The organism is Bacillus sp. XF8 (assembly GCF_017498755.1).
Taxonomy (GTDB): domain Bacteria; phylum Bacillota; class Bacilli; order Bacillales; family Bacillaceae_G; genus Bacillus_A; species Bacillus_A bingmayongensis.
The window spans coordinates 72983-86066 of record NZ_JAGDQK010000037.1 but is presented as its reverse complement, the minus strand read 5'-3'; the positions used below and the strand labels follow the sequence as shown (position 1 = coordinate 86066).

The 13084-nt window shown below is 38.4% G+C and carries 12 protein-coding genes, 1 rRNA gene and 1 riboswitch; of the genes, 12 read left to right on the top strand and 1 reads right to left on the bottom strand.

The window, feature by feature from the left end; genetic code table 11:
* Positions 1–96: 96 nt before the first annotated feature.
* Positions 97–212 (top strand): 5S ribosomal RNA (rrf, locus tag J4P91_RS21595).
* A gap of 43 nt (positions 213–255) precedes the next feature.
* On the opposite strand, the gene J4P91_RS21590 is transcribed toward rrf, so the two are convergent.
* Positions 256–534 (bottom strand): hypothetical protein, encoded by a 279-nt coding sequence (locus tag J4P91_RS21590; RefSeq protein ID WP_207995776.1) that lies wholly within the window; start codon positions 532–534, stop codon positions 256–258.
* Positions 535–884: 350 nt separating this feature from the next.
* A riboswitch (purine riboswitch) is annotated at positions 885–986 on the top strand.
* A 109-nt stretch (positions 987–1095) separates the two neighbouring features.
* On the opposite strand from J4P91_RS21590, the gene purE reads away from it, so the two are divergent.
* The 11 genes from purE (at position 1096) to purH (ending at position 12672) form a co-directional block, all read left to right on the top strand.
* A complete protein-coding gene (gene purE, locus J4P91_RS21585) occupies positions 1096–1581 on the top strand; it encodes a 5-(carboxyamino)imidazole ribonucleotide mutase (RefSeq protein WP_207995775.1) in 486 nt (161 codons plus the stop codon).
* On the top strand, positions 1578–2729 hold the full coding sequence (gene purK / locus J4P91_RS21580) for a 5-(carboxyamino)imidazole ribonucleotide synthase (protein ID WP_207995774.1): 1152 nt from the start codon (positions 1578–1580) through the stop codon (positions 2727–2729). Before purE ends, purK begins: the two co-directional genes overlap by 4 nt.
* A complete protein-coding gene (gene purB / locus J4P91_RS21575; RefSeq protein WP_017154223.1) occupies positions 2726–4027 on the top strand; it encodes an adenylosuccinate lyase in 1302 nt (433 codons plus the stop codon). The genes purK and purB overlap by 4 nt, the downstream gene beginning before the upstream one ends.
* Positions 4028–4121: 94 nt before the next feature.
* The gene (purC, locus tag J4P91_RS21570) at positions 4122–4841 is read left to right on the top strand and encodes a phosphoribosylaminoimidazolesuccinocarboxamide synthase (RefSeq protein WP_017154222.1); all 720 of its coding nucleotides are present in this window, start codon (positions 4122–4124) and stop codon (positions 4839–4841) included.
* Positions 4834–5088, top strand: a complete 255-nt coding sequence (purS, locus tag J4P91_RS21565) for a phosphoribosylformylglycinamidine synthase subunit PurS (protein WP_000278826.1) — start codon at positions 4834–4836, stop codon at positions 5086–5088. Before purC ends, purS begins: the two co-directional genes overlap by 8 nt.
* Positions 5085–5768, top strand: coding sequence for a phosphoribosylformylglycinamidine synthase subunit PurQ (gene purQ / locus J4P91_RS21560; protein WP_207995773.1), 684 nt, complete (start codon positions 5085–5087; stop codon positions 5766–5768). The genes purS and purQ overlap by 4 nt, the downstream gene beginning before the upstream one ends.
* Positions 5752–7971 (top strand): phosphoribosylformylglycinamidine synthase II, encoded by a 2220-nt coding sequence (gene purL, locus J4P91_RS21555; protein ID WP_207995772.1) that lies wholly within the window; start codon positions 5752–5754, stop codon positions 7969–7971. The genes purQ and purL overlap by 17 nt, the downstream gene beginning before the upstream one ends.
* On the top strand, positions 7956–9371 hold the full coding sequence (purF, locus tag J4P91_RS21550) for an amidophosphoribosyltransferase (protein ID WP_018766468.1): 1416 nt from the start codon (positions 7956–7958) through the stop codon (positions 9369–9371). Before purL ends, purF begins: the two co-directional genes overlap by 16 nt.
* 116 nt (positions 9372–9487) lie before the next feature.
* Positions 9488–10528, top strand: coding sequence for a phosphoribosylformylglycinamidine cyclo-ligase (gene purM / locus J4P91_RS21545; protein ID WP_207995771.1), 1041 nt, complete (start codon positions 9488–9490; stop codon positions 10526–10528).
* Positions 10525–11112, top strand: a complete 588-nt coding sequence (purN, locus tag J4P91_RS21540) for a phosphoribosylglycinamide formyltransferase (protein ID WP_017154217.1) — start codon at positions 10525–10527, stop codon at positions 11110–11112. The genes purM and purN overlap by 4 nt, the downstream gene beginning before the upstream one ends.
* A 24-nt stretch (positions 11113–11136) precedes the next feature.
* On the top strand, positions 11137–12672 hold the full coding sequence (gene purH / locus J4P91_RS21535) for a bifunctional phosphoribosylaminoimidazolecarboxamide formyltransferase/IMP cyclohydrolase (protein ID WP_017154216.1): 1536 nt from the start codon (positions 11137–11139) through the stop codon (positions 12670–12672).
* Positions 12673–13084: the final 412 nt, after the last annotated feature.

Below are 13084 nucleotides of genomic sequence, written 5' to 3'. Positions count from 1 at the left end.
TGACATGTGGAGCTGACGAATACTAATAGATCGAGGACTTAACCATATAATATGTAGCAAATGTTATCTAGTTTTGAAGGAATATACCTTCATCAGTTTGGTGATGATGGCAGAGAGGTCACACCCGTTCCCATACCGAACACGGAAGTTAAGCTCTCTAGCGCCGATGGTAGTTGGGACCTTGTCCCTGTGAGAGTAGGACGTCGCCAAGCAAAAACCTAAGTCGTTTCGACTTAGGTTTTTTTGTGTGCATTTTTATTTTCCAAATGTAATAATCCATAAATTTAGAGATGCTAAAAGTGAGAAACAAATAAAGAAGAGACTATGTAAAACAATAGCAATTTGTTTTGGCTTTCCAGCTTTTCCGAACAAACCTAAAATAATTCCAATAATCGGACTGATTATTTCTACAAGAAGTATAGATTTGAAGTAATGAACATAGAAAAAGTGAGAAGTTATAAAGGAAGACTGAATAATTACAGCTGTTACTGCAATCAAAAAGAATAAATATGACAATATAATAAGTTTCTGCATAATCAATCCACCTATAAAATTATAGTAATAGTATTATGATTTTTACTTGAATATGCAAAAAATGGAATTGTTTTAACCTTAATTTGATTACTACTTCTTCTAATAAGGTTATAAATAATATAAATCTGAAGATGAAATTCGATTGGTGATGGAAGTTTCACTGTAGATTACACGACTAGATCTTCATATGATTGTATCTTATACTCCTACCCTAATTCCCTTTCCTACTTGCATATATTTTCACTTCTTCTTTTGAATATAACTAAAACACGAACGTTATCAATAACTAATAAAAAAACATTCGATTATTTGTTGACATGACTTATGAAATGTTGTTAATATAGCCATAGAAACAATATTATATCGCACCTCATATAATCGCGGGGATATGGCCTGCAAGTCTCTACCTAACGACCGTTATTCGTTAGACTATGAGGGAAAGTCACTCGGTATTTTCTATTCACAAGGGATACGTATGCCTGAGTAGAGCGCTTTCTCTCATAGTAAAAGAGAAAATGTTCTATTTCAGGCTTTTTTTATTTGAATCGGGGGGATTCTAATATGAAATCACTAGTTGGAATCATAATGGGAAGCACGTCAGACTGGGAAACAATGAAATATGCTTGTGACATTTTAGATGAATTACACATTCCGTATGAGAAGAAAGTTGTATCCGCTCATCGGACTCCAGATTATATGTTTGAATATGCAGAAACAGCTCGTGAACGTGGATTAAAAGTTATTATTGCTGGAGCCGGAGGAGCCGCTCATTTACCAGGGATGGTTGCAGCGAAGACGAATCTTCCTGTAATCGGTGTTCCTGTTCAATCAAAAGCGTTAAATGGGTTAGATTCGTTACTGTCTATCGTTCAAATGCCCGGAGGAGTTCCAGTTGCAACTGTTGCAATTGGTAAGGCCGGTTCAACAAACGCAGGACTACTTGCAGCACAAATACTTGGATCATTTCATGATGACATACATGATGCATTAGAACTGAGACGAGAAGCAATTGAGAAAAATGTGCGTGAAGGTAGTGAGTTGATATGACAAGAATCATTTTACCAGGAAAAACAATTGGAATTATTGGTGGTGGGCAGCTTGGAAGAATGATGGCGCTAGCAGCGAAAGAAATGGGTTATAAAATTGCTGTTTTAGATCCTGTAAAACATTCACCATGTGCACAAGTTGCTGATATTGAAATTGTTGCATCTTATGATGATTTGAAAGCAATTCAGCATTTAGCCGAAATAAGCGATGTTATCACATATGAATTTGAAAATATTGATTATAGATGTTTACAATGGCTTGAAAAACATGCGTATTTACCACAAGGCAGCCAGTTGTTAAATAAAACGCAAAATCGTTTTACAGAAAAGAATGCAATCGTAAAGGCTGGATTACCAGTAGCGCCATATAGACTTATACAGAAGCAAGAAGAGCTTTTAGAAGCAATTACGGAACTTTCCTTTCCTTGTGTGTTAAAAACAACAACAGGAGGATATGACGGTAAAGGGCAAGTTGTTTTAAAAAGTGAAGCGGATGTTGCAAGAGCAATGGAACTTGTAAATCAAGCTGAATGTATTCTTGAAAAATGGGTGCCATTTGAAAAAGAAATATCAGTTATTGTAACTCGTAGCGTAAGTGGTGAAACGAAGGTATTTCCAGTAGCTGAAAATATTCACGTTAATAACATCTTACATGAATCTATCGTACCAGCTCGCATCACAGAAGCACTTTCACAAAAAGGAATTGAATATGCACAGGTGCTGGCGGATGAACTTCAGCTTGTGGGAACACTAGCGGTAGAGATGTTTGCTACGGCAGATGGTGGGATTTATATTAATGAATTGGCACCAAGACCTCACAATTCAGGGCATTATACAATTGATGCATGTGAAACGAGTCAATTTGGGCAACATATTCGAGCAATCTGTAATTTACCTCTAGGAGAAACAAATTTGTTAAAACCAGTTGTCATGGTTAACATTTTAGGCGAACATATAGAAGGGGTCCTAGGACAAGTGAATAGATTAACCGGGTGCTATTTACACTTGTATGGAAAAGAAGAAGCAAAAGCGCAGCGTAAAATGGGGCATGTAAATATTTTGAACGAAAGTATTGAAGTTGCTTTAAAGAAAGCGCAAAGCTTGCATATTTGGGACCATCAAGAACAACTTTTGGAGGGAAAAAGATGATTAGTCGTTATACACGCCCTGAGATGGGTGCGATTTGGACGGAAGAGAACAAATTTAAAGCATGGTTAGAAGTTGAGATTTTAGCTTGTGAGGCATGGGCTGAACTTGGTGATATTCCAAAAGAAGATGTAAAAAAACTTCGTGAGAATGCATCATTCGATATTGATCGTATTTATGAGATTGAAAAAGAAACACGCCATGATGTAGTTGCTTTCACTCGTGCAGTATCAGAAACACCAGCGTTAGGTGAAGAACGTAAATGGGTTCACTACGGTTTAACATCTACAGACGTAGTCGATACAGCGTTATCTTACATCTTAAAACAAGCAAATGAAATTCTATTAAAAGACTTAGAAAACTTCATTACTATTTTAGCTAACAAAGCAAAAGAACATAAATACACAGTTATGATGGGAAGAACACACGGTGTTCATGCAGAACCAACTACATTTGGTTTAAAACTGGGTCTTTGGTATGAAGAAATGAAACGTAACTTAGAGCGTTTCAAACAAGCAGCTGATACAGTTCGCGTTGGTAAATTGTCTGGTGCAGTTGGTACATACGCGAACATTAATCCATTCGTAGAAAAATATGTTTGTGAAAACTTAGGATTAGAAGCAGCACCAATTTCAACACAAACGTTGCAACGCGATCGTCATGCACATTACATGTCAACACTTGCATTAATCGCAACATCTGTCGAGAAGATGGCAGTTGAAATTCGTGGTTTACAAAAGAGTGAAACTCGTGAAGTAGAAGAGTTCTTTGCGAAAGGTCAAAAAGGTTCTTCTGCAATGCCACATAAGCGTAATCCAATTGGATCTGAAAATATGACTGGTATGGCACGCTTAATTCGTGGTTACATGCTAACTGCTTACGAAAACGTTCCATTATGGCATGAACGTGATATTTCTCACTCTTCTGCAGAACGCGTTATCTTACCAGATGCAACAATCGCATTAAACTACATGTTAAATCGTTTTGGTAATATCGTGAAAAACTTAACGGTATTCCCAGAGAACATGAAACGCAATATGCAAAGAACATACGGCTTAATTTATTCTCAACGCGTAATGCTTACGCTAATCGACAAAGGTATGGTACGTGAAGAAGCTTATGATATCGTACAGCCTAAGGCGATGGAAGCTTGGGAGACACAAGTACAATTTAAAGAGCTTGTAGAAGCAGATGAGCGTATTACAAGCAAATTAACACAAGAAGAAATCAACGAATGCTTCAACTATGAGCATCACTTACAACACGTTGATACAATCTTTGAACGTCTTGGATTAAACTAAGCTGAAAATTTTATATGGCACAGAATAGAGTCATTCTGTGCCATTCTTTATAAATATACTATTCATATTTTTCAAACTACAGGGGGCTTGCGAAATGCAAAAGCTAGAATTGCTGTATGAAGGTAAGGCAAAAAGAATTTATCGTACAGAAGCAGCAGATATGGTTTGGGTAGAGTACAAAGATAGTGCTACTGCTTTCAATGGGGAGAAAAAAGCGACAATTACAGGAAAAGGTCGTCTGAACAATGAGATTACAACTCTTTTATTCAGAAAGTTACAAGAAGTGGGAATCAAAACACATTTTGTTGAAAAGTTGTCAGACACAGAACAACTTGTGAAAAAGGTAAGCATTATTCCATTAGAGGTTGTCACAAGAAACGTAATTGCAGGAAGTCTTTCAAAACGATTAGGAATGGAAGAAGGAACTGCACTTGCATCACCAATCGTAGAACTTTACTACAAAGATGATGATTTAGGAGATCCGCTTGTAACAGAAGATCATATTCGTGTGTTAAACGTTGCAACGCCAGAGCAAGTAAGTACATTACGAGAAAAAGCTCTACAAATCAATCAAGTATTGATTGAGCACTTCGCAAGCTGTCGTGTAAGATTAGTAGATTTTAAATTAGAGTTTGGGCTAACAGAAGAAGGCGAAATCGTATTAGCGGATGAGATTTCACCAGATACTTGCCGTTTATGGGATGAAGAGAGCAATGAGAAATTTGATAAAGATGTATTCCGCCGTGATCTTGGTAATTTAACAGAGGCATATGAAGAAATTTTAAAACGTTTAGGGGGAGCTTCACATGTATAAAGTTAAGGTATATGTAACATTAAGAGAGAGCGTATTAGATCCACAAGGAACAGCAGTGAAAGGTGCTCTGCATAGTCTTTCCTTTACAGAAGTACAGGATGTTCGTATCGGTAAATATATGGAGTTAACAATTGATAAATCAGTAACTGATCTGGATAGCAAGGTAAAAGAAATGTGTGAAAAACTATTAGCAAACGTTGTAATGGAAGATTTCCGTTATGAAGTTGAGGAGGTTGTCGCACAGTGAAATTTGCCGTAATCGTTTTTCCAGGTTCGAACTGTGATGTTGATATGTTTCATGCAATTAAAGATGAGCTTGGCGAAGAGGTAGACTACGTTTGGCATGATGCAGAGAATTTAGATGAATATGATGCGATTCTTTTACCAGGAGGATTCTCTTACGGCGATTATCTTCGCTGCGGTGCCATTTCTCGCTTCGCAAATGCAATGAAGGCTGTGCAAAAAGCAGCTGAGCAAGGAAAACCAATTTTAGGCGTATGTAATGGATTCCAAATTTTAGTTGAATCAGGATTGTTACCAGGTGCATTAATGCGAAATAAAAACTTAAAGTTTATGTGCCGTACTGTTCAGTTACGTGTTGAAAATAACGAAACGATGTTTACATCGCAATATGAAAAAGATGCAGTAATAAATATTCCAATCGCACATGGTGAAGGGAATTACTACTGCGATGAAGCAACTCTTAAAGAATTAGAAGAAAACAATCAAATTGCCTTCCGCTACGTAGAAAATCCAAACGGAAGTGTTTCAGATATTGCTGGTATTGTAAATGAAAAAGGAAATGTACTTGGCATGATGCCACATCCAGAGCGTGCTGTGAGTGAACTTCTTGGCGGCGCTGAAGGTTTAAAAGTCTTTCAATCTATTTTGAAACATTGGAGGGAAACATATGTCGTTAATGCTTGAACCAAATCCAACACAAATTAAAGAAGAACGTATATATGCGGAAATGGGGCTAACAGACGAAGAGTTTGCCATGGTTGAAAAGATTTTAGGACGTTTGCCGAACTACACAGAAACAGGACTATTTTCTGTTATGTGGTCAGAGCATTGTAGTTATAAAAACTCAAAACCAGTTCTTCGTAAGTTCCCAACAACAGGAGAACGCGTACTACAAGGACCTGGTGAAGGTGCAGGAATTGTAGATATTGGTGATAATCAAGCTGTTGTATTTAAAATGGAAAGTCATAACCACCCTTCAGCAATTGAGCCATATCAAGGTGCGGCAACGGGTGTTGGCGGTATTATTCGCGATGTATTCTCTATGGGAGCACGTCCAGTTGCTCTATTAAACTCTCTTCGCTTCGGTGAATTACAATCACCACGCGTGAAATACTTATTTGAAGAAGTAGTTGCAGGGATTGCAGGATACGGTAACTGCATCGGTATTCCAACTGTGGGCGGAGAAGTACAATTTGATCCATGTTATGAAGGAAACCCACTTGTAAATGCAATGTGCGTTGGTCTAATTAATCACGAAGATATTAAAAAAGGGCAAGCGCACGGTGCTGGTAATACAGTAATGTATGTAGGGGCTTCAACAGGACGCGATGGTATTCACGGTGCAACTTTCGCATCGGAAGAACTATCTGAGAGTTCGGAAGCAAAACGTCCAGCAGTACAAGTAGGCGATCCATTTATGGAGAAGCTTCTTATCGAAGCATGCTTAGAGCTTATTCAATCTGATGCTCTTGTTGGAATTCAAGATATGGGAGCTGCGGGCTTAACATCATCTTCTGCGGAAATGGCAAGTAAAGCAGGAATGGGTATTGAAATGTATTTAGATGATGTACCACAGCGTGAAACAGGTATGACACCATATGAAATGATGCTATCTGAATCACAAGAACGTATGTTAATTGTTGTGAAAAAAGGTAGAGAGCAAGAAATTGTAGATTTATTTGAAAAGTACGGCTTAGCAGCAGTTACGATGGGGAAAGTAACTGAAGATAAAATGCTTCGATTATTCCATAAAGGTGAAATGGTAGCAGAAGTGCCAGCGGATGCATTAGCAGAAGAAGCACCAATTTATCATAAGCCTTCAAAAGAGGCAGCTTATTTTAAAGAGTTCCAAGAAATGAAGATGGAAACACCGAAAGTAGATAATTATAAAGAAACGTTACTAGCTCTATTACAACAACCAACGATTGCAAGTAAAGAGTGGGTATATGATCAATATGATTATCAAGTACGTACAAGTACAGTTGTTACACCAGGATCAGACGCGGCAGTTGTACGTGTGCGTGGCACAGAAAAAGCATTAGCAATGACAACAGATTGTAACTCTCGCTACATTTACTTAGATCCTGAAATGGGCGGTAAAATTGCAGTAGCAGAAGCAGCTCGTAACATTGTATGCTCTGGTGGAGAGCCACTTGCAATCACAGATTGCTTGAACTTCGGTAACCCGGAAAAACCAGAGATTTTCTGGCAAATTGAGAAATCAGTAGATGGTATGAGTGAAGCTTGTCGTACACTACAGACTCCAGTTATTGGTGGAAACGTATCGATGTACAACGAACGTAGTGGTGAAGCTGTATATCCAACACCAACTGTTGGTATGGTCGGTCTTGTTCATGACTTAAAACATGTAACAACACAAGAGTTTAAACAAGCCGGAGATCTAGTTTATGTAATTGGCGAAACAAAAGCTGAATTTGGTGGAAGTGAACTGCAGAAGATGGTATACGGCAAAATCTTCGGTCAATCACCAAGTATCGATTTAGAAGTAGAATCAAAACGTCAAAAACAATTACTAGAAGCAATTCAAGCGGGACTTGTTCAATCTGCACATGACGTTGCAGAAGGTGGTTTAGCGGTTGCTATTGCTGAAAGTGCAATTGGAGCTAAAGGCCTAGGTGCTACTGTGAAATTAGATGGAGAAGCAACGGCGGCATTATTCGCAGAATCACAATCTCGTTTTGTTGTAACGGTAAAACGTGAACAGCAAGAAGCGTTTGAGAAAGTAGTAGGAGCAATTCAAGTTGGGGAAGTCACAAATACAAATGAAGTAACAATTTATAATGAAGAAAATGAAGTATTACTTACAGCAAATGTTGACGAAATGAGAAGGGTTTGGAAAGGGGCAATCCCATGCTTGCTGAAATAAAGGGGTTAAATGAAGAATGTGGCGTTTTCGGAATTTGGGGGCATGAAAATGCAGCACAAGTTACGTACTACGGATTGCATAGTTTACAGCATCGTGGGCAAGAAGGCGCAGGCATTGTCGTAAATAACGGGGAGAAAATTGTTGGCCATAAGGGGTTAGGTTTAGTATCAGAAGTGTTTTCAAGAGGTGAGCTAGAAGGCTTAAACGGAAAATCAGCAATTGGTCACGTACGCTATGCAACAGCTGGCGGAAGTGAAGTGGCAAATGTTCAACCACTACTATTCCGTTTTTCTGATCATAGTATGGCATTAGCTCATAACGGGAATTTAATTAACGCAAAAATGCTTCGCCGTGAATTAGAAGCGGAAGGAAGTATTTTCCAAACGAGTTCGGATACAGAAGTACTACTTCATTTAATTAAACGTAATACAAAAGGTTCACTAATTGAGAGTGTGAAAGATGCATTAAACAAAGTAAAAGGTGCATTTGCTTACCTATTATTAACAGGTAACGAAATGATTGTTGCGCTAGATCCGAATGGATTCCGCCCACTTTCAATCGGGAAAATGGGAGATGCATACGTTGTCGCATCTGAAACATGTGCTTTTGATGTAGTTGGTGCAACATACATTCGTGATGTAGAACCTGGAGAACTTCTTATCATTAATGATGAAGGGATTCAAGTAGATCGTTTTACAAACGAAGTAGATCATGCAATTTGCAGTATGGAATACATTTACTTTGCACGTCCAGATTCCAATATTGCTGGCATCAATGTTCATGCAGCACGTAAAAACATGGGGAAACGTTTAGCGATGGAAGCTCCTATTGAAGCAGATGTTGTAACAGGTGTTCCAGACTCTAGTATTTCCGCAGCAATTGGTTATGCAGAAGCAACTGGAATTCCATATGAATTAGGATTAATTAAAAATCGTTATGTCGGACGTACTTTTATTCAACCTTCTCAAGAATTGCGTGAGCAAGGGGTAAAAATGAAGCTTTCAGCAGTACGAGGAGTAGTCGAAGGAAAACGTGTTGTTATGATTGATGATTCAATTGTACGAGGAACAACAAGTAAACGAATTGTTCGTATGCTCCGTGAAGCAGGGGCGACAGAAGTGCATGTGAGAATTGCTTCTCCACCACTTAAGTATCCTTGTTTCTATGGAATTGATATTCAAACAAGAAAAGAATTAATCGCAGCAAACAACTCTGTAGAAGAAATACGTCAAATCATCGGTGCAGATTCTTTAACATTTTTAAGTGAAGATGGCCTAGTAGATGCAATTGGACGCCCATATGAAGGGAAATACGGCGGCTTATGTATGGCTTACTTTAATGGAGATTATCCAACAGCTCTTTATGATTATGAGCAAGAGCTTTTAGAAAGTATGAAGTAAAAAAGCGAGAAGCTTCTACTTCATTTTAAGTAGAAGCTAGCTTTTTCCTAAAACATACTCTATAGAGAGAGTGCCCGCTCGGGTGGGAGAAATTAAAAGACGAGGTGTAAAAAACGATGGCGAATGCATATAAGCAAGCAGGAGTAGATATTGAAGCTGGATATGAAGCGGTATCTCGTATGAAAAAACACGTACAAACAACAATGAGAAAAGAAGTGCTAGGCGGTCTAGGCGGTTTTGGGGGCATGTTCGATCTATCAAAATTTGCATTAGAAGAACCCGTATTAGTATCTGGAACAGACGGCGTGGGTACAAAATTGATGCTCGCTTTCATGATGGATAAACATGACACGATTGGTATTGATGCAGTGGCAATGTGTGTAAATGATATTGTTGTCCAAGGGGCAGAACCGCTTTTCTTCCTTGATTACATTGCTTGTGGTAAAGCAGAACCTAGTAAAATTGAAAACATCGTCAAAGGTATATCAGAAGGTTGTCGCCAAGCGGGGTGTGCACTAATTGGCGGAGAGACAGCTGAGATGCCAGGTATGTATTCCACTGAAGAGTATGACTTAGCTGGTTTTACTGTTGGAATTGTTGATAAAAAGAAAATTGTAACAGGTCAGTCTATTGAAGCTGGTCATGTATTAATTGGTTTAGCATCTAGTGGTATTCATAGTAACGGATATTCTTTAGTACGAAAAGTGTTGTTAGAAGACGGACAGCTATCTTTAGATCGTATACATGGTCGCTTAGAACTACCTCTTGGTGAAGAACTATTAAAACCAACAAAAATTTATGTCAAACCTATTTTAGAACTATTGAAAAAGTATGAAGTGTATGGCATGGCACATATTACAGGTGGCGGCTTTATTGAAAATATTCCACGTATGTTGCCGGAAGGAATTGGTGCAGAAATTGAACTAGGTTCTTGGCAAATTCAACCGATTTTTAGCTTACTTCAAGAGGTTGGAAAACTAGAAGAAAAAGAAATGTTCAATATTTTTAACATGGGTATTGGTATGGTAGTTGCAGTAAAAGAAGAAGATGCAAAAGCTGTTATCGAGCTTCTTTCAGAACAAGGAGAAAAAGCGCATATTATTGGACGTACTGTAAAAGGAGCAGGTGTTACTTTTAATGGAGGCACAGAACTATGAGCAGATTGGCAGTCTTTGCCTCTGGAAGCGGGTCTAACTTCCAAGCACTAATTAATGCAGTGGAAGAAAAAAGATTACATGCTGAAATTAGTTTGCTAGTAAGCGATCAACCTGAAGCACGTGTGCTCGGACGGGCGCATTATCATCATGTTCCATGCTTTGCTTTTTCAGCGAAAGAATATGAATCAAAAGAAGCATTTGAAAATGAGATATTAAAAAAACTGCGAGAATACGAGATTGATTGTGTTATTTTAGCAGGATATATGCGTTTGATTGGTCCTACATTACTGGAAGCATATGGCGGTAAAATCATAAATATTCATCCGTCATTATTACCGAGTTTTCCAGGGAAAGACGCTGTCGGTCAAGCATTAGAAGCGGGTGTGAAAGTAACTGGTGTGACCATTCATTATGTGGATGCAGGGATGGATACAGGACCAATTATCGCACAAGAAGCAGTAACAGTTTCTGAAACGGATACGAGAGAAAGTTTACAAAAGAAAATTCAGCAAGTTGAACATAGATTGTACGTAGATACGGTGAACAAAGTTGTTCAAGCTAAGAAAGAGCCAACTGTTAAATAACATTCAACTAGGGGTGAAGGATAAATGAAAAAGCGTGCATTAGTAAGTGTTTCAAATAAAACAGGCGTTGTAGAATTTGTCAAAGGATTACTTGATCAAGGGATTGAAGTTATTTCAACAGGTGGAACGAAGAAATTATTAGAGGAAAATGGTTTACAAGTAATCGGTATTTCTGAAGTAACAGGTTTCCCAGAAATTATGGATGGTCGTGTGAAAACATTACATCCAAATATTCATGGTGGTTTACTTGCAGTACGTGATAATGAAACGCATGTAGCGCAGATGAATGAATTAGGTATTCAGCCAATCGATTTTGTTGTTGTAAATCTATATCCATTTAAAGAAACAATTGCTAAGCCTGATGTAACGTTTGCTGATGCAATTGAAAATATTGATATCGGTGGTCCAACAATGATTCGTTCAGCTGCGAAAAATCATAAATTTGTATCAGTTATCGTAGATCCAACAGATTATGATGTTGTATTAGCTGAGCTAAAAGAAAACGGTGAAGTTACAGACGAAACAAAACGTAAATTAGCAGCAAAAGTATTCCGTCATACAGCGGCGTATGATGCATTAATTTCAAACTATTTAACAGAACAAATGGGAGAAGAAAGCCCAGAAACATTAACAGTAACATTTGAGAAAAAACAAGACTTACGTTACGGCGAAAACCCACATCAAAAAGCAACATTCTATAAAGCGCCATTTGCAGCAACTTCTTCTGTTGCATATGCAGAGCAGTTACACGGAAAAGAGTTATCTTATAACAACATCAATGACGCAGATGCGGCGCTTAGCATCGTGAAAGAATTTACAGAGCCAGCAGTGGTAGCAGTAAAACATATGAATCCATGCGGAGTTGGTGTTGGTACGGATATTCATGAAGCATATACACGTGCTTATGAAGCGGATCCAGTATCAATCTTTGGCGGCATTATTGCAGCCAATCGTGAAATTGATAAAGCTACAGCAGAAAAATTGCATGAGATTTTCTTAGAAATTATTATTGCTCCTTCTTTCTCACAGGAAGCTTTAGAAGTGTTGCAAAGTAAGAAAAACTTACGTCTGTTAACTGTTGATATTGCTAAAGTTGCAACAGCTAGTAAGAAATTAACTTCTATTCAAGGTGGTTTACTTGTACAAGAAGAGGATACATTAGCGTTAGAAGACGCAACAATCACAATTCCAACGAAACGCGAACCAACAGAGCAAGAATGGAATGATTTAAAATTAGCTTGGAAAGTTGTAAAACACGTAAAATCAAATGCAATTGTTTTAGCCAAAGATAACATGACAATCGGCGTTGGCGCTGGACAAATGAACCGTGTTGGCTCTGCGAAAATTGCAATTACACAAGCTGGTGAGAAAGCACAAGGCAGTGCACTTGCATCTGATGCATATTTCCCAATGCCAGATACAGTAGAAGAAGCTGCTAAAGCAGGTATTACAGCAATCATTCAACCAGGCGGATCTATCCGTGATGAAGATTCTATTAAAAAAGCAGATGAGTATGGCATTGCTATGGTGTTCACTGGCGTACGTCATTTCAAACATTAATAGAGGAGGTTTAAAAAGTCCGGTCAAGATAACCTTCGCATTTCTTCGTTGCTTTGCCAGTCCGGTACTCATGTAGTACAAGCTACACTCCGTATCCTCCTGGCTACAGCGCCTTGAACTGCTCGGTTCTCTTGATCCTCCTTTTTAAACTCTTATTGTTGAGGTTTAAAAAGTCCAGTCAAGATAACCTTCGCATTTCTTCGTTGCTTTGCCAGTCCGGTACTCATGTAGTACAAGCTACACTCCGTATCCTCCTGGCTACAGCGCCTTGAACTGCTCGGTTCTCTTGGTCCTCCTTTTTAAACTTATATTGTTAGAGGAAGTTCAAAAAGTCCGGTCAAGATAATCTTCTTTTTGAACATGAACGAATAGAAACAAACTAGGGGCATTGCTCCTAGTTTGTACTTATTTG